This window comes from Mesorhizobium sp. B2-1-1, from assembly GCF_006442975.2.
Lineage (GTDB): Bacteria > Pseudomonadota > Alphaproteobacteria > Rhizobiales > Rhizobiaceae > Mesorhizobium.
In genome coordinates, this window is sequence record NZ_CP083954.1 from 1,834,927 (window position 1) to 1,861,538 (window position 26,612).

The 26,612-nt window shown below is 64.5% G+C and carries 21 protein-coding genes; 5 read left to right on the plus strand and 16 right to left on the minus strand.

The window, feature by feature from the left end; genetic code table 11:
* Nucleotides 1–71: 71 nt before the first annotated feature.
* The gene (locus tag FJ972_RS08950) at nucleotides 72–1,301 is read right to left on the minus strand and encodes a DUF459 domain-containing protein (RefSeq protein WP_140522405.1); all 1,230 of its coding nucleotides are present in this window, start codon (nucleotides 1,299–1,301) and stop codon (nucleotides 72–74) included.
* 27 nt (nucleotides 1,302–1,328) lie between these two features.
* On the minus strand, nucleotides 1,329–2,552 hold the full coding sequence (locus FJ972_RS08955) for a lytic murein transglycosylase (RefSeq protein ID WP_140522404.1): 1,224 nt from the start codon (nucleotides 2,550–2,552) through the stop codon (nucleotides 1,329–1,331).
* A 201-nt stretch (nucleotides 2,553–2,753) separates the two neighbouring features.
* Here FJ972_RS08955 and galU point away from each other — a divergent pair, with 201 nt between their 5' ends.
* Entirely contained in the window at nucleotides 2,754–3,668 is a 915-nt protein-coding gene (gene galU, locus FJ972_RS08960; RefSeq protein WP_181168598.1) for a UTP--glucose-1-phosphate uridylyltransferase GalU, read from the plus strand.
* A 56-nt stretch (nucleotides 3,669–3,724) separates the two neighbouring features.
* Here the strand turns inward: galU and FJ972_RS08965 are convergent, their stop codons facing one another.
* The gene (locus FJ972_RS08965; protein ID WP_181173434.1) at nucleotides 3,725–5,512 is read right to left on the minus strand and encodes an outer membrane beta-barrel protein; all 1,788 of its coding nucleotides are present in this window, start codon (nucleotides 5,510–5,512) and stop codon (nucleotides 3,725–3,727) included.
* Between the two features lie 227 nt (nucleotides 5,513–5,739).
* Between FJ972_RS08965 and FJ972_RS08970 the strand changes: the two genes are divergently transcribed.
* Nucleotides 5,740–6,741: a KpsF/GutQ family sugar-phosphate isomerase gene (locus FJ972_RS08970; protein WP_140522402.1), complete on the plus strand. Its 1,002-nt coding sequence runs from the start codon at nucleotides 5,740–5,742 to the stop codon at nucleotides 6,739–6,741.
* 114 nt (nucleotides 6,742–6,855) lie between these two features.
* Here the strand turns inward: FJ972_RS08970 and FJ972_RS08975 are convergent, their stop codons facing one another.
* From FJ972_RS08975 to FJ972_RS09030, 12 genes are all read right to left on the minus strand, one after another.
* A complete protein-coding gene (locus FJ972_RS08975) occupies nucleotides 6,856–7,320 on the minus strand; it encodes an NfeD family protein (RefSeq protein ID WP_140522401.1) in 465 nt (154 codons plus the stop codon).
* 24 nt (nucleotides 7,321–7,344) lie between these two features.
* Nucleotides 7,345–8,295, minus strand: coding sequence for an SPFH domain-containing protein (locus FJ972_RS08980; protein ID WP_140513683.1), 951 nt, complete (start codon nucleotides 8,293–8,295; stop codon nucleotides 7,345–7,347).
* An 89-nt stretch (nucleotides 8,296–8,384) separates the two neighbouring features.
* On the minus strand, nucleotides 8,385–9,629 hold the full coding sequence (locus tag FJ972_RS08985) for an NAD(P)/FAD-dependent oxidoreductase (RefSeq protein WP_140522399.1): 1,245 nt from the start codon (nucleotides 9,627–9,629) through the stop codon (nucleotides 8,385–8,387).
* Between the two features lie 55 nt (nucleotides 9,630–9,684).
* The gene (gene hemH / locus FJ972_RS08990; RefSeq protein WP_140522398.1) at nucleotides 9,685–10,749 is read right to left on the minus strand and encodes a ferrochelatase; all 1,065 of its coding nucleotides are present in this window, start codon (nucleotides 10,747–10,749) and stop codon (nucleotides 9,685–9,687) included.
* A 134-nt stretch (nucleotides 10,750–10,883) separates the two neighbouring features.
* Entirely contained in the window at nucleotides 10,884–12,908 is a 2,025-nt protein-coding gene (locus FJ972_RS08995; protein WP_140522396.1) for a bifunctional metallophosphatase/5'-nucleotidase, read from the minus strand.
* Between the two features lie 203 nt (nucleotides 12,909–13,111).
* Complete coding sequence (locus FJ972_RS09000) at nucleotides 13,112–13,489, minus strand: hypothetical protein (protein WP_140496275.1); 378 nt, start codon at nucleotides 13,487–13,489, stop codon at nucleotides 13,112–13,114.
* A gap of 186 nt (nucleotides 13,490–13,675) precedes the next feature.
* Nucleotides 13,676–15,121, minus strand: coding sequence for a homospermidine synthase (locus FJ972_RS09005; RefSeq protein WP_140522394.1), 1,446 nt, complete (start codon nucleotides 15,119–15,121; stop codon nucleotides 13,676–13,678).
* A 110-nt stretch (nucleotides 15,122–15,231) separates the two neighbouring features.
* Nucleotides 15,232–16,155 (minus strand): heme-dependent oxidative N-demethylase family protein, encoded by a 924-nt coding sequence (locus tag FJ972_RS09010; protein WP_140522392.1) that lies wholly within the window; start codon nucleotides 16,153–16,155, stop codon nucleotides 15,232–15,234.
* 3 nt (nucleotides 16,156–16,158) lie between these two features.
* Nucleotides 16,159–16,821: an aminotransferase class IV family protein gene (locus FJ972_RS09015; protein WP_140522390.1), complete on the minus strand. Its 663-nt coding sequence runs from the start codon at nucleotides 16,819–16,821 to the stop codon at nucleotides 16,159–16,161.
* Nucleotides 16,770–17,933, minus strand: coding sequence for an aminodeoxychorismate synthase component I (locus FJ972_RS09020; RefSeq protein ID WP_413466338.1), 1,164 nt, complete (start codon nucleotides 17,931–17,933; stop codon nucleotides 16,770–16,772). Before FJ972_RS09020 ends, FJ972_RS09015 begins: the two co-directional genes overlap by 52 nt.
* A 187-nt stretch (nucleotides 17,934–18,120) precedes the next feature.
* Nucleotides 18,121–18,846: a proton-conducting membrane transporter gene (locus FJ972_RS09025; RefSeq protein ID WP_140522388.1), complete on the minus strand. Its 726-nt coding sequence runs from the start codon at nucleotides 18,844–18,846 to the stop codon at nucleotides 18,121–18,123.
* 376 nt (nucleotides 18,847–19,222) lie between these two features.
* On the minus strand, nucleotides 19,223–21,061 hold the full coding sequence (locus FJ972_RS09030; RefSeq protein WP_181165232.1) for a M3 family oligoendopeptidase: 1,839 nt from the start codon (nucleotides 21,059–21,061) through the stop codon (nucleotides 19,223–19,225).
* Between the two features lie 168 nt (nucleotides 21,062–21,229).
* Here FJ972_RS09030 and FJ972_RS09035 point away from each other — a divergent pair, with 168 nt between their 5' ends.
* From FJ972_RS09035 to FJ972_RS09045, 3 genes are all read left to right on the plus strand, one after another.
* Nucleotides 21,230–22,765, plus strand: a complete 1,536-nt coding sequence (locus FJ972_RS09035; RefSeq protein WP_140522386.1) for a sigma-54-dependent transcriptional regulator — start codon at nucleotides 21,230–21,232, stop codon at nucleotides 22,763–22,765.
* 469 nt (nucleotides 22,766–23,234) lie between these two features.
* Nucleotides 23,235–25,061 (plus strand): DUF882 domain-containing protein, encoded by a 1,827-nt coding sequence (locus tag FJ972_RS09040; RefSeq protein WP_181168319.1) that lies wholly within the window; start codon nucleotides 23,235–23,237, stop codon nucleotides 25,059–25,061.
* Nucleotides 25,062–25,257: 196 nt separating this feature from the next.
* On the plus strand, nucleotides 25,258–25,434 hold the full coding sequence (locus FJ972_RS09045; protein ID WP_181165230.1) for a hypothetical protein: 177 nt from the start codon (nucleotides 25,258–25,260) through the stop codon (nucleotides 25,432–25,434).
* 86 nt (nucleotides 25,435–25,520) lie between these two features.
* Here the strand turns inward: FJ972_RS09045 and FJ972_RS09050 are convergent, their stop codons facing one another.
* Nucleotides 25,521–26,414, minus strand: coding sequence for an AraC family transcriptional regulator (locus tag FJ972_RS09050; RefSeq protein WP_140522382.1), 894 nt, complete (start codon nucleotides 26,412–26,414; stop codon nucleotides 25,521–25,523).
* Nucleotides 26,415–26,612: the final 198 nt, after the last annotated feature.

Sequence of the window (26,612 nt, forward strand, 5' to 3'; positions counted from 1 at the left end):
CGGTTCTTGAAAACGCCATCCTATGGCTCGCAGCAGCGGGTTCCGAAAACCGGTTTCGGCCCTCCGCGCTGCTAAGGAGTGATGGCCGTCGTCGTGCCAGCCGCGGCGGCCGCGGCTGCCGGATTTGTCTTCGGCGGCCAGGCGAAATCGTCGGCGCGGCCGGGCGAAGCCACCGGCGCCTTGCCCTCGACCACCAGTTTTTCGCCGGGCAGGCCCGGGTTGGCCTTCGCGGGCGGTCCGGCGCCGAGCAGTTCCGTGCCGCCGTCGAGCGCCGGATCGCTGAGCAGCATCGGCGCGGTGCGGTCAATGACGATGGGAGCGGCGGCCGGCGCCGGCGCCTCGACCGGCGCGCCGGCAGGAGCAGCGGTCGGGGCGACGCTTCCCGGCGCGGCCAGGCCCAGGACCTTCATCAACGGCTTTTCGGTATAGAAGGCGAGCTTGCGCTTGCCGGCCTTCGACATGTTGATGCCGTCATCGGAGCGCAGCCGCACGGGCTGGCCGTTGATGTCGGGGCCACTGGTGACGAAGGCGCCGTTCTCGTCGACGAATCCATCCCAGATATCGACGAATTCGCCGCCATGGCTTTCGGCCGCCTGACGGTAGATGTCGTTGAAGGCGAGCATGTCGGATGTCATCTTCGAAACCCTGAACGCCGGCATGCCGACCCACAGGAAAGGCACCTTAGCCGTGGCGATGGCCTTGCCGAACGCTTCGGTGCGACGTTCGTATTCCTTGGTCCAGGTCTCGGAACGGGGCTGCTCGCGCACATCCCCCACCTTCATCGGCTGGCGGTCGTTGGAACCCAGCATCACGACCACGGCGGCGGGCTTTTCGGTCTCTATCAACGATTTGATCTGTTCCGGCCAATTGTAGAAATCATCGCGCACGAAGCCCGACGAGCCATTGGAGCGAACGACGATCCTGACGCCGGTATTCTCGGCAAAGGCGGTATCTAGACCTTCGGCGAGCCCGGCCGCCATGAAATCGCCGACCACCAGGACGACCCGGGCGTCCGGCGCCTTCTCGGCGATCGGGATTTCCGGTTCCGCGGGCGGACGCGGCGCGCGCGGCTTTTTTGCCTTGGGCCTGGGCCTTGGTTTCTGGATGTCCAGCGGCGGCTCGATCCGCTCGCTGCGGCGCGGGAACAGAAGGTCACGCAATGACCAGCCGCGGCCTTGCTGCTCCTGCGCCATGGCGGGCGCATGGAAGGCGCCTGCCATGGCGACGGCGAGCACGGCGACGGCCAGGAACAGCACCAGCATGCGGGGAACGAACGTCCCGATGCGCGCAGCCCAAGCCAATCGCTCCTCCTCAGTTCATGACAGGCCCTATTTTTGCCTGAGCCATTTGAGCACTTCCATGCTCGGATAGCCGTCCTGGGTCAAGCCGACCTTTGCCTGATAGGCCATGATGGCCGACTTCGACCCGTCGCCGATCTTGCCGTCGAATTTGCCATCATAAAGGCCGTGCTGGGAAAGCCGCTTCTGCAATTCCTGCCTTTCCTCGAACGTCAGCTTGGTGAAAGGCCGTTTCCAATCCTGTACGAGGCCGCTGGAACCGGCGATCTCGTCCGCAAGAAGGCCAACGGCGAGCGCGTATTTGTCGGCATTGTTGTAGGCCTTGATGACCGAGAAATTCCTGATCATCAGGAAAGCGGGGCCGCCGCGGCCATCCGGTACTTTCAACGTCGCCTTGTCGCTGAGGTTCCTGAACGGCTTGCCGCTCGCCCTGACCACGCCGAGCGCCTGCCATTGCGCCAGCGTCCTGGAGCCTGCGGGCAGCTTGCCGGCCGGCAAGGCCACCTCGTAGCCCCAGGTCTTGCCGGCCTGCCAGCCATTCTTCTTGAGCAGATTGGCTGATGTCGCCAGCGCATCGGGAATGGAATTCCAGATGTCGCGCTTGCCGTTGCCGTCCATGTCCACGGCATAGTGCTGGTAGCTGGTCGGGATGAACTGGGTCTGGCCCATGGCGCCCGCCCAGGAACCCATGAGGTGGCTCTCGTCGATGTCGCCGGTCTGGAGGATCTTCAGTGCGGCGACCAGTTGCGTGCGGGCATATTTCGACCGCTTCTGATCGCCATAGGCCAGGGTCGCCAGCGAGCGGACGACATTGCGCATGATGTCGTCGCGCTTGAGGATCTCGCCATAGTTGGATTCCATCGACCAGATGGCCAGCAGGACGTTGCGGTCAACGCCGAACCTCGCCTCGATCCTGTCCAGCCACGGCTTCCATTTCCTGGCCATCTGCTGGCCGACCGCGACCGACTGGTCGTGGACGCGGTTGTCGAAATAATCCCAGGCGGGCGCGGTGAATTCCGGCTGGGTTCGGGCTTTTTCCAGCACCACCGGATCGGGTTCGTCGATGCCCCTGAAGGCGCGGTCATAGACGGCGCCGGAAACGCCCCCCTGCACCGCGGTGGCGCGGAAGCCGGCGACCCATTGCCGGAAGCCGGCATCGGCGAAGGCCGGCCCGGCAGGCATCAGCATGGCGAGCGAGAGGCTGGCGGCCGTCATGACGCTGGTGAAACGCTTTGCGGCATTGCGAACGGACATCTTTTCCTCCTTCTCCGTCTTGGGAAAGACCATTCATCGCCGAACCAGGTTAGGAATTGGTTTACCATAGGCCGCCCCTGGAACGAAAAGGCGCCTCGATGCTTCTACCGGTGCAAGTTTCCCTTCATCCGCCCGATAATCCTCAATTCCGGCGTGAAAATGTCGCGGGGCGGGATTGCGGAGCCGGCCTGCAAACGGATAATTGAAGGCATGAAGAGAGTTCGCAAGGCAGTTTTCCCGGTCGCAGGTCTCGGCACGCGGTTTCTCCCGGCCACCAAGGCCGTCCCCAAGGAAATGCTTACCGTCGTCGACCGGCCCGTCATCCAATACGTGGTGGACGAGGCGCGCGAGGCAGGCATCGAGCATTTCATCTTCGTCACCGGGCGCAACAAGGCGGTCATCGAGGATCATTTCGATATCCAGTTCGAGCTCTATGACACGCTCGCCCAGCGTGGCAAGGACGACCAGCTCGCCAGGCTGCAGCGGCTGCAGCCCGGGCCGGGACAGACCAGCTTCACTCGCCAGCAGGTGCCGCTCGGACTTGGCCATGCCGTCTGGTGCGCGCGCGAACTGGTCGGCGACGAGCCGTTCGCGCTGTTGTTGCCCGACATGATCATGCAGTCGGAAAAGAGCTGTATGAGGGACATGGTCGACCTCTATGCCGAGACCGGCAACAACATCATCGCGGTTCAGGAATGCGATCCCGCCGAAACCCATAAATACGGCATCGTCGGCCGGGGCGAAGCCACCCATCATGGCTTCCGCATCACCGAGATGGTGGAAAAGCCGAAGACCGGCACCGCGCCCTCCAATCTCTACATCAATGGCCGCTACATATTGCAGCCCGAGATTTTCAAAATCCTCGAAGGCCAGGAGAAGGGCGCCGGAAACGAGATCCAGCTCACGGACGCAATGCTGAAGCTGGAGAAGCAGCAGCCCTTCTACGGCTACCACTTTCAGGGCCGCACCTTCGATTGCGGATCGCCGGAAGGGTTCGTCGAGGCCAATGTGGCCTTCGCGCTCTGGCGCAACGACATGAACCAGAGCATGGCCGGCGTCATCCGCAGGCTTCTCGACGAGATGGCGCCTTCGGAGCACGTTGTGGCGGCGCTTTAAGGGAGGCGCTGTCTGGCCGATGTCTCGGATGCGGCACGCAGCTTAGCGGCCCGCGCTTACCGCTGCACCTTCAAGCCGAGATAGACGCTGTTGGCGGTGTAGTCGCGGCCAGGCAGGTTGCTGGTGAGCTTCTCGGTCCTGGCGCGGGTGGTGAGGCCGGCATAGCGGTTCAGCCACCATGTCAGCCCGGCTTCGGCGCTCAGCACCCTGTCATGGCCGTCTATGCCGATATAATCGCGCCAGTCCAGGCCCAGCGCGGCATTGCCGGTCAGGTTGGCGCGGATCTGGCGTTCGGCCGTGAGGCGGCCGGAATAGAGGATGTCGCCGCTTTCACCTGCGGTGGTCGTGGGCTCGACCGTGGTCCGCCCGGTCAGGCCGATCGTGGTGCCGCGTTCGGGCGACCATTTCAGGTCGGCGTCCACGGTGGCACCCGCGATCGCCCCCAGGCGGTCGTCGTCGATCGCTTCCCGCAGCCAGCCGGCCGAGAACTCGCCGGCGAGCTTCTCGCCCATGTCGAGCTCGAGGCCGGCGCGGGCACCAAGCCGCGTTGATGAACGCTCGAAGCCTTCATTGTCGAAGCGTTGATCATAGGCCCTGCGCCCGAGCTCGATTTCGGTGAAAGGCGTAAGGGCAGGGGAGATTTCGTAGCCGGTGCGCAAGGTCGCCGTATAAAGCGTGGAGTTACGATCCTTCTGCGACAGCGAGGTGTCGTCAGAAAGCTTGGCATCGCCATAGAAGTCGTGCGAGACCGCGCCGGTCAAAGTGTATTGCGCCTTGCCGACGTCCTTTTCGATGCCGAGGCTGCCGTCGATGGTCTGGCGCAGCGGTTGCTTGCTGACGCCTGCAATGGCGTCGGGCGACGAGGCCGATTCCGGCACGGCCTCGTAACCGAGCTTGGCGACGGCGCGTTGCTCGTTGTCGAGGTCGACATTGAGCTGGCCTTCGATGCGGCCTTGCTCATTGTGAACCGGGTAGCCCGAGACGGTCTCGCGGAAGAGGCCATAACCATCAATGGTCGCGGAGTTCTCGCGCCAGTCGGAGGCGGCGGAAAAGCGCAGTGCCGTCTCGGACAGCAGCGCCGCTTTGCCGGCACTGCTGGAATCGCCGTTCGAGGTGGCGGTCAGGCCCTGCTCCAGCGTCGGCCTTATGACGAAGGAGCCCCATTTGATGCCTGGAGCGGCGAACGGATCGTCCTCGATTTTCTTCTTCTGCCCTTCGATGGAAGCGGTGCGTTCGGCGCCCGGATCGAGCTGCTGCCGGTCGACGCTGTCGATCGTGACGGCGCGGCGGTTGGCGGTCTCCTGGTCGGTGCCGGTGCCGGTGCCGGTGACGGTGGCGTCGGCATCGTCGGCCGTGCTGGCGGTCGTGGTCGCGTCGGTCGTCGCGGTGGTGTTCTTTTTCTTTGTCTTCGCCCTGTCGGCGGCCTTGTCCGCATTGGCCTGCCCGGTGGCCGATGGCCGGCGTGGTTTGGGCGGAGGCGGATTGTCGGCGGTCACGTCGTCACCGGCCGCCGGCGGGTCGAAGATGCTGCCAGTGGGCGAGGCGGCACCGCTATCGTCAGGAGCAGCGCCGGCGCTGGCGGGCAGATAGGTGCGCGACGGCGTGTCGTCCTGACCGGCGGCATTCGGCGGCTGCTGTTGACCCTGACCGGCTATGGCGGCCAGTCTCGCCTTGCGCTGCTGGTCGGACAGGATCGCCGATTCCGACACCTCGCCGCGCAGTTCCGTTTCCTGGGCGAAGGACAGCGTCGGTCGCGGCAGACCGAAGATGCTGGTCGCCAGCAGCAAGGCGCAGGCAGCCTTGCTCTTTCGCCTTCTCGTCTTTTCTGACTGGGCCCCGGACATCGCCACCACTGCTTGCGCGGCGCGAGCGCGCGCCATACTTACCGAACCGTAAATGGGGATGGTTAACGGAGGGTTGAGGCGAGGGGCGATTGCTTTTCCAAGCGCTCATTGTTCCAGGCCTCGATATTCGTGACCTTGCGCTTCGTTCATTCGAACCGCTCTCCTAGACGGTCGGGGGAGGCATTTCCGTTGGACAGGCGCGGCACAAAGCGCTAATCGCATCGGCCATGGATGCGAGATCCCTCGACAAGAAGCCGTTGGACAGACAGGCCTCTATCGCTTCGGCGCTAAGAACGGTGGCGACCGAACAGTCGGGAGTGGCGGCGCTGGCCGAGGCGCTCGAAAACGGGCTGGCGAAGCCCTTTGCCGAAGCGGTCGACATGATCTCGAGGATCGAAGGCCGGGTCATCGTCACCGGCGTCGGCAAAAGCGGCCATATCGGCTCGAAGATCGCCGCGACCCTGGCCTCGACCGGAACGCCGGCTTTTTTCGTCCACCCCGCTGAAGCCAACCACGGCGATCTCGGCATGATCGCCAGGGACGATGCCATCATCGCCATGTCATGGTCGGGCGAAAGCAAGGAGATGATGGGCATCGTCGCCTATTCCAGGCGCTTCTCAATCCCGCTCATTGCAATCACGTCCGGTGAGACATCGGCGCTGGCGCGCGCAGCCGATGTCGTGCTTTTGCTGCCGCGAGCGCCGGAAGCCTGCCCGCACGGGCTGGCACCGACGACATCGGCACTGCTCCAACTGGTGATGGGCGACGCGCTGGCGATCGCCCTGCTCGAGGCGCGGGGTTTCACGCCCGACCATTTCCGCACCTTCCATCCCGGCGGCCAGCTCGGCGCCAACCTGATGCAGATCCGCGAGATCATGCATGTCGGCGAGAGATTGCCGCTGGTCGTTTCGGGCACCGGCATGCAGGACGCGATCCTGGAATTGTCGCGTAAGGGCTTCGGCTGCGTGGCGGTTACCGCCGCCGACGGCGCGCTGATCGGCATCGTCACCGATGGCGACATCAGGCGTCACATAGGCAGCAACCTGACGGCGATGACGGTCGATGAGGTGATGACGAGATCCCCCAAGACCGCCGCGCCGGACACGCTGGTGGCGACCGCGCTGCAGACGATCAACAATTCAGCCATCACCAGCCTGATGGTGGTGGAGGGCAACAAGCCCGTCGGGCTCGTCCACCTGCACGATCTTTTGCGCATCGGCGCTGCGTAGAGCAGTCCACCGTTTCACGGAAACGGCGAACTGCTCTATCTCTTTGTTTCTGCACAATTCCGGACGGAAAACCGTACACACTTTTCCTGGAATTGCGCTAGCGCGGAGCCGGTTTCACACCCGCTCGACGGTCAGTTCGAGATCGGTGTCGGCGGCTCCGGTGACGCGCACCTGGGTGCCGGCCGGCAGGTCAGGGCCAGAGACGCGCCACAGCGTGTCGCCGAGCTTGATGCGGCCGCGGCCGTCGCGGATCGGCTCGGACAGCGTCGCCATCCTGCCGATCATCTGCGCCCCACGGCGGTTGAGCAGCGGCTGGTCGGTCGGCTCGTCGCGTCCGCCGATGAGTTTCTTGCCGACCAATGCCGAGACCAGCGACAGCGCGAGGAAGACGAGCACCTGGACCTGCCAAGTCCAGCTGGCCGCATCCCAGACCAGCAGCGATACCGCGCCGACGATCAGCGCGGCGATGCCGGTCCACAATATGAAGATGCCCGGTGCGATGATTTCCATCGCCAAAAGCACGAAGCCCAGAACCATCCAGTTCCACGGGCCGAGTTCGGAAACGATGCGGTCGATCATGGTTTTGATCCACTCACAAGGACATTAGTTGTCGCTCGGCCTGACGACCGGAGGTCGTGAGACCTGCCGCTGCGTGCCGGACGGCCCGTCGCCCTTGAACACTTCCCTGGCGATCTCGCCGATGCCGCCCAGCGAGCCGATCAGCGACGACGCTTCGAAAGGCATCAGCACGATCTTGCTGTTGGTGGCCGAACCGATCTTGCCCAGCGCTTCGGTGTATTTCTGGGCGACGAAGTAGTTGAGCGCCTGCACATCTCCCTTCGAGATCGCTTCCGACACCACTTGCGTGGCGCGGGCTTCCGCTTCGGCGGAGCGTTCGCGTGCCTCGGCATCGCGGAAGGCGGCTTCCTTGCGGCCTTCGGCCTCGAGGATCTGCGACTGCTTGAGGCCCTCGGCGGCAAGGATCTGCGCGCGTTTGTTGCGTTCGGCCGTCATCTGCCGGCCCATCGATTCGATCAGGTTGGCTGGCGGATTGATATCCTTGATCTCGACGCGGGTGATCTTGATGCCCCAGGGATGGGCCGCTTCATCGACCACGCGCAGCAGGCGCTCGTTGATCGCGTCGCGGTTCGACAGCAGCTCGTCGAGGTCCATCGAGCCCATCACGGTGCGGATGTTGGTCATGGTCAGGTTGAGGATGGCGTTCTGCAGGCCGGAAACCTGGTAGGCCGCCTGCGCCGCGTTGAGGATCTGGAAAAAGGCGATGCCGTCGACACCGACGATGGCGTTGTCGCGGGTGATGATCTCCTGGCTCGGGACATCGAGCACCTGCTCCATCATGTTCAACTTGGCGCCGATGCGATCGATGAACGGCACGATGAGGTTGAGGCCTGGCGACAGCGTTTTCGTGTAACGCCCAAAGCGTTCGACCGTATAATTGTAGCCTTGCGGGATTGTCTTTATGCCTTTGAACAGCACCAGCACGACAAGAGCGACCAGAACAATAATCGCGATATCGAAACCACTGAAATCCATTTGGCTCTCCCTCAAGAGGCAAGCCATGGGAGCCATTCTCCCGCAGCCGGCTTCAGCAAACACTTAAGTGTGTTTCAACAACGTTACAATCAGGTGATGAGGGATTGTTTGTGTCGCTGCTGCCGGTGGCTGAAGGCGAACAGGCTTGCGTCCGTATCTTCCGATCCGGCGATGGCGGCAGAAACGATTTCGGATGCGATTTGCGAGAAGGCGATGCCGTTGCCGCCATAGCCCATCACGGCCTGGATGCGCGGATGCCCAGGGATGGCGCCGATATAGGGCAGGCCGGTGGTTGTGGTGCCGAAGGAGCCGGTCCAGGCAAAATCGGGCCTGGTGTCCAGATCCGGGAACAGGCGGCCGAGCTTCCTGGCCAGTCTCAGGCTCTTGCCGGCGATCAACGCGTCACGCCGTTCCTTGTCGATAAAATCCTCGTCTTCGCCGCCGCAGATCACCCTGCCGTCGGCTGTCGCCCTTGCATAAAGATAGGGGTCCGACGCTTCCCAGATGAGGGCCGCGTCCGGCCAAATCTTTCGCGGCTGCGGGCGTGTGGCGATGGCCCATGTCGAGATGACGCGGTGGGCGGCTGCCGGCACGATGTCGGTCAACTCGTAGCCGGTCGCGAGCAGGACGTGCTGCGCGCTGATTATGGGGCCGCCCCTGGTGGCGACGACGACCTCCTTGGCGCTGTCTTCGATCGCGGTCGCCTCGACCGGGGCGTAGAGGCGCGCCTTGCGCTCCAGCGCCTTCAGCAGCAATCCGGCGGTCAGTTTGCGCGGATCGAGCGCGATGTTGCCATGGCTGAGGATGGCGCCGTCGCGCTCGATGCCGAATCGCGCAGCCAGCGGCGCAGGGGCGAGATAGGTCGCGGCGATGCCCGCCTGTCGCCGCGCCTCGGTCTCGTCACGCAACTGCGATGGGCCGAGCACGGTACCGGCCAGATAGAGGGAGGGGGCGCGGCTTAGGCGGCAGTTGATGGAGAGCTCGGCTATGCGGCCGGCAAGGTTGGAAACAGCCAGACGCGAGCGCCGCCAGGCCTGTTCCGCCGAAGCCTTGCCGATCATCCTGCCTAGCGCCGTCAGCGGCTGGTCGATCTCGAACTGCACCAGGGCGGTGGTCGCCGACGTCGACCCTCTCAGCGGGCCGCGCCGGTCGATGCAGATCACCGAACGGCCGTCCGCCGTCAGCGCTTCTGCGATCATGGCGCCGCTGATGCCCATGCCTATTACCAGCACATCGGCCTTGGCGTCACGGGTCAGAGCGCTTGTCGGGACAGCGGGTGCCCGATAGGCGGACCAGACTGGCCGGCCGCTTCTGAGGTCGAGCTTGCGGGGCATCGATGGTCTCCGGAGGGCGCGCCTCAACGCCCCGGAACGTCCATTGTTCCCGGGTTCAGATCCAGCCGGACAGTTCGCGCCGCACCATCGCCTCGATCACCGCCATGCCTTCGGGACTGTCGTTGAGGCAGGGGATGTGCGCGAATCTTCCGCCGCCGGCATGATGGAAGGTTTCCGCCGCCTCGCGGCCGATCTCGTCCAGCGTTTCGATGCAGTCGACGGAAAAGCCGGGGTTGACGAGGGCGATCGATTTCACGCCGTCCTTGGCCAGTTTCTCCACCGTCTTGTCGGTGTAGGGCTGCAGCCATTCCTGTGCGCCGAAGCGCGACTGGAAGGTGGTGATCAGCTTCTTCTCGTTCCAGCCGAGCCTCTCGCGCAGCAGCCGTGTCGTCTCGAGGCAATGCGCGCGGTAAGGATCGCCTCTGTCGGAATAGGGTTTCGGGATGCCGTGATAGGAGGTGATGACCACCTCCGGTTCGAAGTCGAGGCTCGCCAGATGCCGTTCGATCGAACGAGCGAGCGCCTCGATATAGACCGGTTCGGCATAGTAGGGCGGCACGCTGCGAACAGCGGGCGCCGCGCGCATCTTCATCAGCGCCCGGAACAACTGGTCATTGGCAGTCGCCGTGGTGGTGGCCGAATATTGCGGATAGAGCGGAAAGGTCAGGATGCGGTCGCAGCCCTGCGCGACCAGGCTTTCGGCGACGCTCGCGGTCGAGGGATTGCCGTAGCGCATCGCCCAGCCGACGACCACGTCGGGCAGGTCGCGCAATGCCACGGTCAGCTTCTCGGCCTGGGCGCGGGTATAGGTGCGCAGCGGCGACTCGTTGTTCTCGCGATTCCAGATCCTGGCATAGTTGGCGCCCGACTTCTTCGGTCGCGTGGTCAGCACCAGGCCGTAGAGGATCGGATACCAGATCGCCTTGTTGAGTTCGATGACGCGCGGGTCGGACAGGAATTCGCGGAGATAGCGCCACATCGGCCTGAAATCGGTGCCGTCCGGCGTGCCGAGATTGACCAGCATGACGCCGACCTTGCCCGCCTTGGCCGGCGAATGTCCGGCCGGTCTCGGTCCCACGGTCCTCGCGGGCTTGGCGTCGACAGGAGTGGAAGGCGGCATTGCGGGTCTCCGAACACGGCGCGAAAGTAGCGATGCGGCGCTGCTTTTCAATGCAGCGTCTGGCCGCACCTTACCCGAAACAGGATGCCCGCCCTGTTTCGGGCGGGTGTCCCTGCGCGCAAAGGCGAAGGCGGTTACCTCGGCGGTATGGTCAAGGTCGCGCCGACCGGAAGCCGGCGCGGCTCGTAGCCCTTGTTGGCTTCAGAAATGACTTTCCACCTGGTGCCGTCGCCATAGGCCTTCTTTGCCAGGTCCCAATAGGTGTCGCCGGCGACGATGACATGGCTGGTTTCGGCCGGTGCGGCCTCGGCGGGCTTTGCCGGCTCAGCCGGCGCGGGTGTTGCCGGGGCAGGGGCGGCTTCGGCAGGCTTTGCCGGTTCCGCAGGTGCTGGCGTTGCCGGAGCGGCAGGCGTTGCCGGTGCGGGCGCAGGCGCGGCCTCGGTCGACACGGCCGGCGGCGTGTTGGCGATATCGCCGGAGTTGGCAGGCAGATCGGGCATTGCTTCGGCTGGCTTGGCGGGCTCCGCCGCAGGCGCGGCCGCTGTCGTCGCGGCGATCTCGGTGATGCGGCCGTCGAGCTTGGGCGTGTAGGGCCGGTGCGCGCCGAGATAGTCGGCGACCACCTGTTCGAGGCCGGGGCCGTAATCATAGGCGTTCTTGGCCTTTTCGGCGAAAACCTTGTAGCCGTCGCCGCCCTGGCGGACATAGTTGTTGGTGGCGACCAGATAGTCCTTGTCGGGATTGAGCGGCGTCCAGGCGCCGTTCTCCATCACCTCGACAGACTTGACGCGGCCGGCATTGGCCGGGGCGGATTTGTCGAAGGCGTATTTCAGGCCGGCCACCTGCGGGAAGCGGCCGGCGCCGTCTTCGACCTGGCTGAGGCCGCTTTCGAGCCCGGCAACAAGGTCCTTGCCCGAGATCTGGAAGGTCGCCAGCGTGTTCTGGAAGGGCAGCACGGTCAGCACCTCGCCCATGGTAACGGTGCCCTTGTCGATGGAGGCGCGCAGGCCGCCGCCATTGGAGATGACGATCTCGACGCCCTGTCCCTTGACGCGGTCGAGGATGGCGTCGGAGACGAGATTGCCCATCGCGCATTCGCGGGCGCGGCAGCTCTCGCGGCTGCCGTCGATGACGTCGGTGGTCTCGGCCACTTCCTTGTTCTTCAGCGCTTCGATCGGCGCGCCGAGCTCCTTGATGCGGGCGAGCACGGCGGGATCGGGCGTGATCGACTTGTCGAGGAGGATCGGGTCGCCGCTCGCCGACTTGACGACGCCATTGTCGTCGAACACGATCTTGAACTCGCCGAGATATTTCGAATAGGACGCCGCCTGCACGACCGGTACCTTGTAGCCGTCCGGATTGTCGACCATGGTCGGATAGGGGCCTACCGCCTTCGGATCGGTGTTGGACAAAAGCGTATGGCTGTGGCCGCCGACGACCACGTCGACGCCCGGGATCTTCGCTATGACATCGCGCTCCCTGTTGTAGCCGATATGGGTCACGGCAACGATCTTGTTGACGCCCTCTCCCTTCAGCTTCTCGACCTCGGCCGTGATCGACTTGACGTCGTCCTCGATGGCGATGTTGGGGCCGGGAGTGGCGAGTTCGGGCGTATCGTTGGTGACGGCGCCGATGATGCCGATCTTCTGGCCGCCGACCTCGACGACGATGGACGGCTTGACGCGGTCACCGAGCTTGGACTGCGCGTTGGCTTTCACATTGGCGCCGAGCACGGGGAACTTGATCATGTCGAGGAACGGCGCCAATGCCGTTTCGCCGTCGTCGAATTCATGATTGCCGAGCGCCATGGCATCGAACTTCATGTCGTTGAGGAACTCGCCTTCGGCCTTGCCCTTGTAAGTCGTGTAGAACAGCGAACCCTGAAAATTGTCGCCGGCGCTGAGCAACAGCACGTTCTGGCCTTCCAGCTTCTTGCGCTCCCGCGCGATCGCCGTGACCAGCCGGCCGGCTCCGCCGACGCATTCGCCCTTTGTCTCCTCGTCCGCCGAGCAGGTGGATTCGTATTTGTTGTTGCTTTCGATGCGGCTGTGCCAGTCGTTGATGTGCAGGATATTCAGCGTGTAATCGGCAAAAGATGCGCCGGCCGACAGGCCCAGCGTCGACGCGGAAAGGGCGGCAATGGCGGCAAGCTTCTTCATCTTCGTCTCCCGGATAGGCTGATCAGAGCCGTTTAGCGCTCTTGCTTGACCGGTCTCTAACAGCCGGCTTTTTCAGCCATGTTCCCATCGCGTTCCGGAGCATGCAAGGGAAAATCGGGGCAAAACCCCGTTGATCTCTGCGGGGCACAAAAAAGGACGGCGGCCATTGGCCGCCGTCCTTGGATGTCTGAATGCCTGGCGGTTCAGGCGCGCCGGGTCAACACGAAATTCTGGCCGGAGCCGCTGGTGCAGTTGAGCTGGCTGGTGGACACCAGCAAGCAGTTGAAGCTCACCGGAGTCTGCCGGATCAGCGAGGTACCGTGGATCTCGACCGAAGTGGCGCCGGTCATCGTATAGGTACCGTCGGACAGCTTCTGGCCGGTATCGGTCGCTACCGTGGTGAAGGTTCCGCCGGCAAAGGTCGAAAGACCGGTGCCCTTGGCGTCGATCCAGGAGCCTTCGACGCCCTTCGGCGCGGCCCCTATCGACGGCTCGTCGGGACCGCTGGTTGCACAAGCGGCCAGCCCCACCATCGTGGCCGCCGCAACACTCATCGAAAGAATCTTGCGCGCAATGGTCATGTAAAAATCCTCTCCTCGCCCGTCGGCCCGAAATCGGAAAACGACTTTCGGAAAGCACGGTGCATGCATCCAAGTTTCAAGAGCGCAGTTCATGCGTCCAGATGGACGCGGCTTGCTCCCGTCCGCATCCTTCAATCGCCCGATTTCCGGGCGATTGCAAGGCAGTGAGGCATGCTTGGCGCGACGCTATCGCACCAGGATGTTGCGGAATTGCCACGGGTCGTTCCGGTCGAGGTCCTCCGGAAACAGGCCGGGCCGATTATCGAGCGGTGTCCAGTCGGTATAATAGCCCTTCACCGGTCCGAGATATTGCGACTGCACGTCCAGACAGCGCTTGTAGTTCATTTCGTCGGCCTCGACGATGCCGGCCTCGGGGTTCTCCAGCGCCCAGACCATGCCGGCCAGAACCGCCGAGGTGACCTGCATGCCGGTGGCGTTCTGGTAAGGCGCCAGCTTGCGCGCTTCGGCAAGCGACAGTTGCGAGCCGTACCAGTAGGCGTTCTTGTCATGGCCGTAGAGCAGCACGCCGAGCTCGTCTACGCCATCGACCAGTTCGTTTTCGTCCAGCACATGGTGTACCGGTTGCGCCTTGCCGGCGGCGCCGAACATTTCATGCAGCGACAGCACCGCGTCGTTGCAGGGATGGTAGGCGTAGTGGCAGGTCGGGCGGTACTGAACCTTGCCCTTTTTTGAGCGCACGGTGAAGAAATCGGCGATCGAGATCGCCTCGTTGTGGGTCACCAGGAAGCCGTATTGCGCACCTGGCGTCGGGCACCACGAGCGCACGCGCGTGTTGGCGCCGGGCTGCTCCAGATAGATTGCAGCCTTGGAACCATGCTTGTGTTTCTTGCCGTTCTTGGGCATCCATTTCTCATGCGTGCCCCAGCCGAGTTCGGCGGGCTGCAGGCCCTCGGAAATGAAGCCCTCGACCGACCAGGTGTTCCAGAACACGTCCATCGGCTTCGGCTTCTTGGTGCGCTGGGTGTCGCGCTCGGCGATGTGGATGCCCTTGACGCCCGCCTTCCTCATGAGCTTCGCCCAGCCCTCGCGGTCTTCCTGCGCGGGTTCCGAAAACTCGAGGCCGAGATCGGTGGCCAGGTTGACCAATGCCTGCTTGACGAACCACGAGACCATGCCTGGATTGGCGCCGCAGGTGGAGACCGCGGTCGCGCCGCCGGGCTTGTCGTGCTTTTCCTTGAGCAGCGACTCGCGCAACGCATAGTTGGTGCGGCTGGCATTGTCGGCCTCGGCATCGAAATAGAAACCGAGCCATGGCTCGACGACCGTGTCGATGTAGAGCACGCCGAGCTTGCGGCAGAGTCGCATCAGATCCACCGAGCCGGTGTCGACCGACAGGTTGACGCAAAAACCCTGGCCGCCGCCATTGGTCAGAAGCGGGGTCAGGAGCTTCTTGTAATTCTTCTCGGTCACCGCATCCTGCATGAAGGTGATGCCGCGCTCGTCGAGCAGCGCGCGGTCGGTGCCGAGCGGGTCGATGACCGTCATGCGCGATTTGTCGAACTTGAAATGGCGCTCGATCAGCGGCAGCGTGCCCCGTCCGATCGAGCCGAAGCCGATCATCACCACAGGGCCGGTGATCTCACCGTAAACGGGCCAGTTTTCATTCGCCATTTTATCGAGCACTCCTTCAGACAGGTGCAAAACCCGGGCATTCTCGCCCAACGGGCATGCGCTACATCACAGATCATTGTCATAAACCAGTGAAAAGCGCCAACCGCCGGTCAGGCGGCGTTCGCCATTTGGTTAAGGACGCCGACCAGCCGGTCGCGGTCTGATGTCAAGCCCTTGTAATCGAGCTGGGCGATGTCGAGCGCTTCGAGCTGGGCAGCGAAAGCCGGAGCCAGCGTCGCCCGGTCGGGGTGATGCGCCAACGCCGCCAGCGGGTCGAGATGAATGCGGATGGTGAACAGGATGTCGCCCGAGACGGGCAGCTTTCGAAGCGTCTGCCGCTCGACGCGGATGAAGGCGTGGGCATTGGCGTCGCCATCGGCAAATCGCGACGGGCGGCTGGCGGCGCGCTCGATTCGCTCGACATTGGACAGCGGGTGGTAGAGCGCATCGCCCGATTGAATCGACCAGTTGTAGCGCTCCACGGCCTGGCCCTGGAGGCCGTCGAACATGCGGTTGATCAGCTCGGCCGGCCGCGTGCCAGGGCCAAAACCCGGCACAGGCGCATGGATCTGCTGCAACGGCTTGCCGAATTTTTCGAGCAGCGACCAGGACGAGGGAAAGCAGAGCGAGCCGGCGGCGAGCCGCCAGCCGTCTTCGCCGCGGCGCATCAGGATCAGGTCTTCCTGGACGAGCAGCGAGGCCGCGACAAGCGGCGCCTTGGCGAAGTCGCCCTCGGGATTGCCGGCGGCGCCGATCACCTCGACCCCGCCACTGGCACGCCGATGGGTCTCGGGAAATGCCCGCGGCAAGTGCGCTTCGAGCAGGTCGAGCACTTCGCGCTGAGCATCGCGCGTGCCGTCTTCCTCGACGAACACGGTGCCGGGCATTTCGGCATAGAGCCGCTGCTTCTCGGCGAGGAACGGCAGGAGATGTTCGTCGACTTCGATCCAGTCGGCCAGGGCAAGCGGCTTCAGCCCGATGGTGAACAGCTTGGACGAGCCATCATAGGGCGTGTGGGTGGGCAGCGATGTCATGCTTCAGATCAGTTTTGCCGGGATCAAGCCGCGCAGTGAATTGCCGACATAGAGCGCCCTGGCGGATTTCAAGTCGTCAAAGCTGTAGATCGCCTCGCGGGCGCGGCCTTCATCCAGAAGCGCGCCGCGCAATATGCCAGGCAGCAGCCCGCAATCGAGGCGGGGCGTCAAAAGCATGCCGTCGCCGAAATCGGCGAAGACATTGGTGATGGTGCCTTCGCACATCTCGCCACGCTCGTTGGCCAACAGCACTTCGTCGGCCTGGGTGATGAGGTATTCGGCACGGGCATGCGCGTAGACCTGCCGGCGGCTGGTCTTGTGGCGCAGCAGCATGTCGTTCGAATCGAGCCTCGTGCGCGCCAGCCGCAGCGTCCAAACCTTATCGGCGGCGAGCGGCTCATAGGGCTGGACCGAGGCGGCCGCGTCGCCACTGCGCGCCAAAGCCAGGCGCGTGCGCAAGGCGTTGCGCGCGCCATCGACAGCCTTGCCCAACACGTCACCGATACGTTGCGGGTCGCAGGCAAAACCGAGTTCGGCCGCCGAACCATAGAGGCGCGCCAGATGCCGCTCCAAGCGCAGGAAGCCCGTGGCCGGCTCCCAGCGCATGGTCTCGATCAATTCGAAACCGGCGGCGTTCCCGTCGCGAAGCGGGCTTTCAAGAGACACTCCTGATACTCCTCCTGCGCGGTTGAATCGAAGACGATGCCGCCGCCGACATTGTAGACGGCCTCGCCGCCGGGAAAGAGCGAGATTGTGCGGATCGCCACGGAAAAGCGCATCGTGCCGCCGGGCGCGATCCAGCCGATGGCGCCGCAATAGACATCGCGGGGCGTGCCTTCAAGGTCATGCAGGATCTCCATGGCGCGGATTTTCGGCGCGCCGGTAATGGAGCCGCAGGGAAACAGCGCTGCAAAAATCTGGCGGATCGTGAGGCCCGGCAGCAGCTTCGCCCTGACGTCGCTTACCATCTGGTGGACGGTCGGATAGGTCTCGATGCGGAACAGCTCTGGCACTTCCAGCGTACCGACCTCGCTGATCAGCGAGATGTCGTTGCGAAGCAGGTCGACGATCATCCGGTTCTCGGCCTGGTTCTTCTCGTCATTGCGCAGGAAGGTTTTCTGGCGCTCGTCGTCGGCTTCCGCCGCACCACGCGGCGCCGTGCCCTTCATCGGATGCGTCTCGACCATGCCCTGCGCGTCGATCTCGAAGAACAGTTCGGGTGAGCGCGACAGCACGACCGGATCGCCAAGCGAAACCAGGGCACCATATTTCACCGGCTGGCGTTCGGTCAGCGCGTCGAAGGCGGCGAGCGGATCGCCCGACCATTGCGCATGCACCGGGAAGGTCAGGTTGCCCTGGTAGCAGTCGCCTTGCCTGATGTGCCGGTGCAGCCGCGAGAACCGCTTCTCGTAATCCTCGAACGACCATGTCGCCCTTGCATCGAAGATCGGGCCGTTGGTCGCCGCCGCCTTGCGGGGCGGCACCGGCTCTTGCACCGGCGCGTCAAAGACGCCCAGGCAGACCAGCGGGGCGCGGCGCCCGGCCGGCAGCAACGGAACGAGCTTCGGCTCCAGCAGGTAGCCCGCCTCGTACGAGAAGTAGCCGGCAAGCCACTTGCCGGCATCATGCGCCGCCTGGGCCGCCTGCAGCGCGGCCGAGAAATCCCGGGCCTCGTGCGCCGTGATGATGTCGTCCGGTCGGTCGAAAACGAGCTGGCGCGCGCTTTCGTCATTGCGGAAAATTGCGGCGGGCAGGGGCATGGAACTCGGCGCGTGGATCGATGAAGCCAATGATGGCTCTATATGGGGGGCCAGCCGCGCGCAATCGAGGGAGCGGCACCTTGCCACTTAAAGCCGACCTCTGGCCCCACCTTTGGCCCGACCTGTGGACAGACCTGCGGCCAAAAACAAACCGGCGGCGCTTCGTTCGCGCCGCCGGCCGCAATCGTCGGATCTGCCCTGTCGCTCAGGTGTTGCTGGCGGTTCCGGCCGACGGAAACTGCCTGGCGAATTCCGCCTCGTTGCCGGCGGCGAGCAGCTTGGCCTGCTCGATCCAGCGCTCGCGCGCGATACGGCCGTCGAAATTCATGACGTCCTCGATCCGCTTGATATCAGCGGCTGTCCAGGCGGCGATCTGGGCAAAGCTGGTGACGCCTTGTGCCCTGAGCAGCTTCTCGTTGACCGGGCCGATACCGATCAGCCGGCGCAGATTGTCGGGTTTGCCGGAAGCCGCCTTGGCCGGCGCGGCCTTCGCCGGTGCCGCCTTCCTGGGCGCCGCGCTGGCCTTGGGTGCCGCCTTGGCGGCAGCGGCCTTCGGCGCGCCAGTCTTCGCGGCGCTGGAAGCGGCCTTGGCCGCAGCCGGCTTCCTGGGCGCCGGCTTGGCCGCCGGAGCGGATTTGGCAGGGGTGGGCGTCGACATCAAGGCGGCCGGCGCCGGCGCCGCCGCCTTTGCCGGGCCGGAGCCGGTCGAGGCCTCGCGCAGCTGGCGCTCGAGATCGGCGCGGGTGCGCCCGCAGGCATCCAACTCGCCGGTCAGGCGATCGCTGTCGGCCCGCAGCCGGTCGCGCTCGCTGCGTGTGCGGTCGAGGTCGCCGCGCAAGCTGTCGAGCTCACCGCGCAGGCGTCCCCAGATGAACCAGCCAACCAGCACACCCACAAGGAACGCCAGGAGCATGTAGAAAAAAGTGCCCATTGTCTCTCTCTCCAGTCAGATCCGTCTGCCGCGGCATTGGACTTAATGACCTTCGGCGAAGGACTACTCGATGATGGTTCCGCCGCCTGCGGAACAGCCGGCCTCAGTCGAGCCGTCGGCGTCGGCTTTGCAAGCCATGGCCAATGGCCGTCGTCGCGTGCACCGGAACGCCGCGGTCAGCTGAGACTTCCCCGCCCGACCCGCATGCTCCGGCTGAGCTTGGCGGGGAGGCTATCATAGAGCTTACGGAAAGCTATGGGAAAACTACGAAAGAGAGTTATTCAAGAACAGATATTTAGACCAAGAATAGTGTGGGCCCAATATGCATTCCGGCTAAACTGTTCTGAGCAGGTGGGGACGACGTACAGAAGACGCCTCAGTTGTCGAGCGCTTCCAGCTCGTCGATCAAGCCGCTGATCACGCCAAGCCCGATCTGCCAGAAGGCGGGATCGGTGGCATCGAGGCCGAAAGGCGCCAGAAGCTGCGAATGATGCTTGGTGCCGCCGGCGCGCAGCATCTCGAAATATTTGTCCTGGAAGCCGCGCTCGGCGTTCTGGTAGACCGCGTAGAGCGAGTTCACCAGACAGTCGCCGAACGCATAGGCGTAGACGTAGAAGGGCGAATGGATGAAGTGCGGGATGTAGGTCCAGAACACTTCGTAGCCGTCGCGCAACTTTATCGCCGGGCCCAGACTTTCCGCCTGCACCTCCAGCCAGAATTGGCCGAGCCTGTCGGATGTCAGTTCGCCGTTGCGGCGCTCCGCATGCACCTTGCGCTCGAACTCGTAGAAGGCGATCTGGCGCACGACCGTGTTGATCATGTCCTCGACCTTCTGGGCGAGCATGGCCTTGCGCTCGCGCCTGTCGGTGGTCTGCTCGAGCAACGAGCGGAAGGTCAGCATCTCGCCGAAAACGGACGCCGTCTCGGCCAGCGTCAGCGGCGTCGAGGCCATCAGCGCGCCCTGGCCGCCGGCCAGCACCTGGTGCACGCCATGGCCAAGCTCATGCGCCAGCGTCATCACATCGCGCGGCTTGCCCATGTAGTTGAGCAGCACGTAGGGGTGCGCCGAAGGCACGGTCGGATGGGCGAAGGCGCCGGGGGATTTGCCTGGGCGTACCGGCGCGTCGATCCAGTTGCGGTCGAAGAAAGTCCGCGCGATCTCGGCCATCTCGGGCGAGAAGCGCTGATAGGCGGACAGCACCGTGTTCCTGGCCTCGTCCCAGCCGATCACCGCCTGCGGCGTCTCCGGCAACGGCGCGTTGCGGTCCCAGTGGTTCATCACCTCCATGCCCAGCCAGCGCGCCTTCATCCGGTAATAGCGGTGTGACAGGCGCGGATAGGCCTCGCGCACCGCCGAAGCCAGCGCATCGACCACACCGCGCTCGACGCGGTTGGCGAGGTGGCGTGAATCGGCGATGTCCTCGAAGCCGCGCCAGCGGTCCGAGATTTCCTTGTCCTTGGCCAGCGTGTTGGTGACCAGCGTGAAGGTGCGCAAATTCCTGCGGAAGGTCTGGGCGAGCGCCTCGGAGGCGCGGCGTCGCACCTCGCCGTCGGCATCCTGCAATCGGTTCAGGGCCGGTTCCAGCGTCAGCTCCTCGCCGTCGACGTCGAAGCGCAGGTCCGTCATCGTCTCGTCGAACAGCCGGTTCCAGGCGCCGCGCCCGGTGATCGACTTCTCGTGGAACAGCTGCTCGACGCGATCCTCGAGCTGATAGGGCTTGTCCAGGCGCAGATCGAGCACCCAGGGCCGGTAATGACCGAAGGCGGGGTCGGCGGCGAGCGCGCCCTCGATGGCCGCGTCGTCGATCAGGTTCAGTTCGAGCGCGAAGAACAGAAGATGCGCGCTGGCGTCGGTCATCTTCTCCTGGATGTCGCCATAGAGCTTGGCGCGCTGCGGATCGGCGGTGTTGCCGGCGTAGATGAGGCCGGCATAGGAGACGATACGGCCGATCAGCTCTTCCAGGGCCTCATAGGCGACAAGCGCTTCGCCCAGCCTGCCTGCGCTGCCGCGCTCGGCCTCGGCGGACAGCGTGCCCTTCCAGCGGCTCTCGAAGGCGACCGCATCGGCGGCGGCTTTGGCGATGTCGCGCTTCAGCTCCGGCGCCTCCATGCCCGCATAGAGGTCGGCAAGATTCCATTCCGGCAGATCGCCAAGCTCGGCGGCGCCCTGACCGGAAGCTGGCGCCGCAGGCCGCCGATCAAACATCACGCGCATCGACAATACCTTCTTTGAATCGAGTGGCCGGCCCAGGGCCAGAATCAAGGAGAACGGAGAAGCCGGTCAAATCCTAAGGAATTCGTTCACCGGGTTTTTTGAAACCTTATTTAGAACCCTGTGCCAAGATGGTCCATGGGGATATCAGGCGGGCGGCTCAAGACAGTCATGACAGGTTCCATACTCATAGTCGATGACGATCCCGTGCAGCGCCGGCTGCTCGAGGCGGCGGTGACGCGGTTCGGCCACACCGCAATCGTGGTCGACGGGGGCGCTGCCGGCCTCGACGCCCTCGACGGACCCGGCGCCCGCGACGTGTCGGTGGTCATCCTCGATCTGGTCATGCCTGATCTCGATGGCATCGGCGTGCTCAAGGCGATGCGCGAGCGCGGCATCACCATCCCGGTCATCGTGCAGACCGCCCAGGGCGGCATCGAGACCGTGGTTTCGGCGATGCGCCACGGCGCCTTCGACTTCGTCGTCAAGCCGGCCTCTCCCGACAGGCTGCAGGCCTCGATCGCCAACGCGCTCAAGGTTGAGGCTGTCGAAGGCGAGGTCAAGCGCACGTCGCGCCGGCGCGGCGGGCTGCTGACCTTCAGGGACATGATCACGCACAGTCCCGCCATGGACAAGGTGATCCGCCTCGGCCAGAAAGCGGCGGCATCCAACATCCCGATCCTGATCGAGGGCGAATCCGGCGTCGGCAAGGAACTGGTGGCGCGCGCCATACAAGGCAGCGGCGACCGCCGCTCGAAACCGTTCGTCACCGTCAATTGCGGCGCCATTCCCGACAATCTGGTCGAATCGATCCTGTTCGGCCATGAGAAGGGCTCGTTCACCGGAGCCACGGAGAAGCACACCGGCAAATTCGTCGAAGCGCATTCGGGCACGCTGTTTCTGGACGAGATCGGCGACCTGCCGCTCGACGTGCAGGTCAAGCTGCTGCGCGCCGTCCAGGATGGCGAGGTCGATCCGGTCGGCGGCCGCGCCACGGTCCGGGTCGACATCAGGCTGATTTCGGCGACGCACCGCAATCTCCTGCAGCAGGTCAAGGACGGCAAGTTCCGCGAGGACCTGTTCTACCGGCTCAACGTCTATCCGATCTATGTGCCGCCCTTGCGCGACCGCCGCGACGACATTCCCGATCTGGTCGCACATTTCATGGAGAAGGTGGCTCCGGCAGACCCGCGCCATCGCCTGCGGGGCATTTCGGCGGCGGCGCTCGCCGTGCTCCAGGCCTATGACTGGCCCGGCAACATCCGGCAGCTGGAAAATGCCGTCTTCCGCGCCTCGGTGCTGTGCGAAGGCGATGTGCTCGGCGTCGAGGATTTCCCGCAAATCCGCGCCCAGGTGGAGGGCACGGTCCGTCTCGATGTGGACATCGCGCCGACCGGCCCGGCTTTGGCCGTAGAACCGCGCGATGAGCCGGCGCTGGCCGGCGAGGGCGTTTCGGCTGCCGAACCCGAATCGCCGACGCGGCTTCAGCCACGCTTCGGCACGCTGCGCGCGCTCGACGAGCGCGGCAATGTGCGCGCGCTGGCGGATGTCGAACTGGAGATGATCAAGCTCGCCATCGATCACTACAACGGCCAGATGAGCGAAGTCGCCCGCCGCCTCGGCATCGGCCGCTCGACGCTTTACCGCAAGCTCAAGGAATACGGCATCGATCCGGAAACCGGCAGGCTCGACCGGCTCGCTTCCTGAGGGCGCTATCGCGCACAGCCGCCCGATGTCCGGCCTGAGAGCGGTCGGCCCGAGTGCGGTCACGCAAGGCCGGGACCAGCTTGCGCTGCCATCATGTCGCCGGTGCATTGACTGGACCGGAGTGTGGCGCGCCGATGGCGACGTCCCCGACGGTCCCGTTCACGCATTAAGGCTAACGGTAACAGATCGTGTTTCGGCCAAACGAGGAATCATGATCTAAACCAGCGGTTTACCAAGAAACCTTGTGGACAATTTTTGGCGGGATATCGCCACGGTCTTACCGCATTTCGGCTTCAATAAGCGATGATTAACCATTAGGATCGATATTCGGATGTGACAACGACACGTCCGTTTGGGCAAATCCGGGGACAAACGGCAGCCTGCAAGGCCTTTTGATTTGAACAGAATCGAACGACACACAAACGGGCGGCACTATCATTTGAGCGTCTGGCCGAAGTGGCTGGCGGCCATGATTGTCGCATTTGGTTTTCTTGCCGCTGCCGCAACCGGCGCCAGGGCCGAAGTGCGTTCGCTGAAGCTCTACCACCTCCACACGCACGAGAAGGCGGAGATCGTCTACAAGCGCAACGGCCGTTACGATCAGGCCGGGCTGAGGAAGATCAACATCATCCTGCGCGACTGGCGCCGCAACGAGCCGACCAAGATGGACCCGCGCCTGCTGGACCTGGTCTGGGAAGCCTATCGGGAAAGCGGCGCCACCGACTATATCCAGGTGGTTTGCGGCTATCGCTCGCCGTCGACGAACTCGATGCTGCGCAGTCGCAGCAAGGGTGTCGCCGAGAAGAGCCAGCACATGCTCGGCAAGGCGATGGACTTCTACATTCCGGGCGTGCCGCTGAAGAAGCTGCGCAATATCGGGCTCAAGATGCAGGGCGGCGGCGTCGGCTACTATCCGAGATCCGGTTCGCCGTTCGTCCACATGGATGTCGGCAATGTGCGCCATTGGCCCGGCATCAGCCGACAGGAACTGGTGAGCCTGTTCCCGAACGGCAAGACGCTGCACGTGCCGAGCGACGGCCGGCCGCTGCCTGGCTTTGAGCAGGCGCTTGCCTCATACAAGGCACGCAAGGGCTCCGGCGGCGCCGCCATCGAGCTGGCCAGCGCCGGCGGTGGTTCCAAAAGGTCCGGCGGACTCCTGGCTGCCTTCTTCGGCGGCGGCGACGACGAGGCCGACGACAGCGCCGATGTCGCATCGGCAGAGCCGGCGCCGAAGCCGAGAAGCGTGAAGCCGGTACCGGCGAGCACCGCCAAGAGCGGCACCCTGCCGGGGATCGCGATCGTGGCGCCCGAGAACGCCAAGCGCGCCGAGATCCCGCAGGTCGCCGAGGAGCAGGCCCCGGAGCCGGAAAAGGATACGCCCGAGACCATCATCGCGGCGTTGCCGGCACGCAGCATCCCGCTGCCCGATTTCGCGCCGCGGCCGAAAGTCGATGTCGGCGCGCAGCCGCCTGAAAATGTTCCCTTCGGCATGGCGGATGCGACGGCCAGCACCGAACAGACCGTGGCAACCGTGCAGACGCCGGCGAATATGCCTTTCGGCAAGGCTGATCCCTCGGCGGTCGCCGCCGATGCAGCGCAGGTTGCCGCCAACAACATACCTTTGCCGACATGGCGCCCCGAACACACGTTGCCGGCGGTGCTGGCGCCTGCGCCCAGCAAGGATGTGCTGATGGCGCTGGCCGAGACGGCCGAGCGTGGCAAGACCGCGACCGATGCCTTCTCGGTGCTGCCGAGCGCGCGGCCGGATATGACCAATATCGATGCGGCCAAGCCCGATGCGGTCAAGCCCGATGCGGTCAAGGCCGTGCTCGACGAGGCCGAGGCGCTTCCCGTGCAGGCTGACTATTATCGGGTTGCGTCGTTGTCCGAGCCTCGTTCGGCTTTCAACGACCCGTCCGGCGTCGATGCCGCATCGCCGCGCGAGGCCGTCGTCGCCCGCGCTGCCGGTTCCGATCCGGTCGCCGCGATCGGCGCCGGCGTGAAGACGACCCGCAAGGAGGCCAGAGCCACCGCCCGCGACCTGAAACCCGGTCCCAAGGCCATCGTGGTTGCCGCCGCACCGCAGGCCGCCCGCTGGGCGCTGACCAGCGGCGAGAATGTCGCGACGGTTTCGAGCGCCACGACGGCGCCGGGCTACGCCTACAACGTGGTCCACACGCCGCCGAGCGAGGTCTACACGGCCGGCTTCCAGCAGGGCGACCAGATGGCGGATGCCAACCGTTTCACCGGCAATGCCGTAAAATTCCTGTCCGTCGCGCGCTTCCAGACGAAGTAAAGACCGGGCATTCCGAAAGCCGCGCCGGGCAACCGGCGCGGCTTTTCGTTGTCAGCCGGCTGTGTGCGGGCACAACCGGCATGCATGAAGCCGGCCCCGGCCCCGCGGGGATCACGGGTGCCTGAACTTCTCGTGAAAAGGTAAAAGCTGCCTGTTTCCCGGCTAGAATGGCTGCGTTCCAACCCCGGGGATATTCATGAAGAAGATCCTGTTGGCATCCGTCCTGGCGCTGGTGGCGGCATCGGCGGCTTTTGCTCCCTCGCAAGCCGAAACCGTGATCATCAAAAATGGCAAGCATCACTGCCGGACCAAGATGGTCACGCATTGGAAGCATCGCCACAAGGCGGTCGAGAAGGTCAGGGTCTGCAACTGACCGCCAAGACACCACTGACTATCATGGCACCAGACTAGCCCGATCGGCGCAAGCCGGCCGGGCTTTTTCGTGCCGCCCGGGATGGTTCAGTCGATGTCCAGCGCGGCCGCTTCGCCCCGCGCCAGAAGCCGCGCGGCATCGCGTGCAGGCGGCAACCCGAACTGACGCGCATACTCCCGGCTGAACTGCGAAGCGCTTTCATAGCCCACGGTAAAGGCAACCCGCGCGGCGTTTCCCGGCTGGGCCAGCAGCAGGTGGCGGGCCTCCAGCAGGCGGACCTGCTTCTGGTACTGGATCGGGCTCATCGCCGTCGCCGCCTTGAAGTGGCGATGAAACGCAGCGCTGCTCATATTGGCGAGCTCGGCCAACCGCCGCACCTCGATAGGCTCGTCATAGTGAGCCCGGATCCAGGCGGTCGCCCGGCGGATCTGTGACAAGCGGCTGTCGGCGCCGGCGAGCTGGCGCAACTTCGCGCCTTGCGGGCCTTGCAACAGGCGAAACAATATCTCGCGCTCGAGCAGGGGAGCGAGCACGGGAATCTCGGCGGGCCTGTCGAGCAGCCGCAGCATCCGGCGCCACGCGTCGAGCAGGTCGTCATTGGCTAGGTAGGTCATGAAATCGTCGCCACCGACGGCCGGCTCGTGCTCGATGAGCAGGGCTGCGATCGCCTTGACATCAAGGGCGAAGCCGATGGCCACATAGGGATGCGCGGTGCTCGCCTCGATCAGCTGGCTGGTGGCGGGTGTCTCGACTGCGTAGACGAAATAGCTGCCGGCTTGATAACGAAGCGTACGCTCGCCGATCAGCACCGATTTCGTGCCTTGCAGCACGAACAGCGCCGTCGGCTGACAAAGCTCGGGCATAGGCGGCGTCGGGACCTCGCTGCGGCCGATCGTAACGCGAGGGATCGCCGTCCTTGTCCGCCGTCCATGCGCATGGCGGGCGGCGATGGCGATCAATTCCAGCAGCGCTTCTCTCATCGTTTCAGCATTGCCGATCCGCGTGGGCCGCGCAACCAGGTGAGAGGATCAGGCAAGAGCAAGAGAGTTTTCGGCGCGCCAGGCGGGCGGCAATCCGCCATCTCTAAGGCGCGTCGCGTTTGGCGACGCGCCCTGGGCCTTTGTTTTATGCATGTCGTTTTCCCGGACAGGGCCACTTCCAGGCGACAGGCATCAGGC

Bases quoted from the DNA above. Each gene is read 5' to 3' on its own strand.
- FJ972_RS09040 (WP_181168319.1), top strand. From the start codon at position 23,235: ATGATTGTCGCATTTGGTTTTCTTGCCGCTGCCGCAACCGGCGCCAGG.
- FJ972_RS09035 (WP_140522386.1), top strand. From the start codon at position 21,230: ATGACAGGTTCCATACTCATAGTCGATGACGATCCCGTGCAGCGCCGG.
- FJ972_RS09045 (WP_181165230.1), top strand. From the start codon at position 25,258: ATGAAGAAGATCCTGTTGGCATCCGTCCTGGCGCTGGTGGCGGCATCG.
- FJ972_RS08970 (WP_140522402.1), top strand. From the start codon at position 5,740: ATGGATGCGAGATCCCTCGACAAGAAGCCGTTGGACAGACAGGCCTCT.
- FJ972_RS08980 (WP_140513683.1), bottom strand. From the start codon at position 8,295: ATGGATTTCAGTGGTTTCGATATCGCGATTATTGTTCTGGTCGCTCTT.
- FJ972_RS09025 (WP_140522388.1), bottom strand. From the start codon at position 18,846: ATGGGCACTTTTTTCTACATGCTCCTGGCGTTCCTTGTGGGTGTGCTG.
- FJ972_RS09010 (WP_140522392.1), bottom strand. From the start codon at position 16,155: ATGACATCGCTGCCCACCCACACGCCCTATGATGGCTCGTCCAAGCTG.
- hemH (WP_140522398.1), bottom strand. From the start codon at position 10,749: ATGCCGCCTTCCACTCCTGTCGACGCCAAGCCCGCGAGGACCGTGGGA.
- FJ972_RS09005 (WP_140522394.1), bottom strand. From the start codon at position 15,121: ATGGCGAATGAAAACTGGCCCGTTTACGGTGAGATCACCGGCCCTGTG.
- FJ972_RS09000 (WP_140496275.1), bottom strand. From the start codon at position 13,489: ATGACCATTGCGCGCAAGATTCTTTCGATGAGTGTTGCGGCGGCCACG.
- FJ972_RS09050 (WP_140522382.1), bottom strand. From the start codon at position 26,414: ATGAGAGAAGCGCTGCTGGAATTGATCGCCATCGCCGCCCGCCATGCG.
- FJ972_RS08955 (WP_140522404.1), bottom strand. From the start codon at position 2,552: ATGTCCGTTCGCAATGCCGCAAAGCGTTTCACCAGCGTCATGACGGCC.
- FJ972_RS09030 (WP_181165232.1), bottom strand. From the start codon at position 21,061: ATGCGCGTGATGTTTGATCGGCGGCCTGCGGCGCCAGCTTCCGGTCAG.
- FJ972_RS08985 (WP_140522399.1), bottom strand. From the start codon at position 9,629: ATGCCCCGCAAGCTCGACCTCAGAAGCGGCCGGCCAGTCTGGTCCGCC.
- FJ972_RS08995 (WP_140522396.1), bottom strand. From the start codon at position 12,908: ATGAAGAAGCTTGCCGCCATTGCCGCCCTTTCCGCGTCGACGCTGGGC.
- FJ972_RS08975 (WP_140522401.1), bottom strand. From the start codon at position 7,320: ATGATCGACCGCATCGTTTCCGAACTCGGCCCGTGGAACTGGATGGTT.
- FJ972_RS08965 (WP_181173434.1), bottom strand. From the start codon at position 5,512: ATGTCCGGGGCCCAGTCAGAAAAGACGAGAAGGCGAAAGAGCAAGGCT.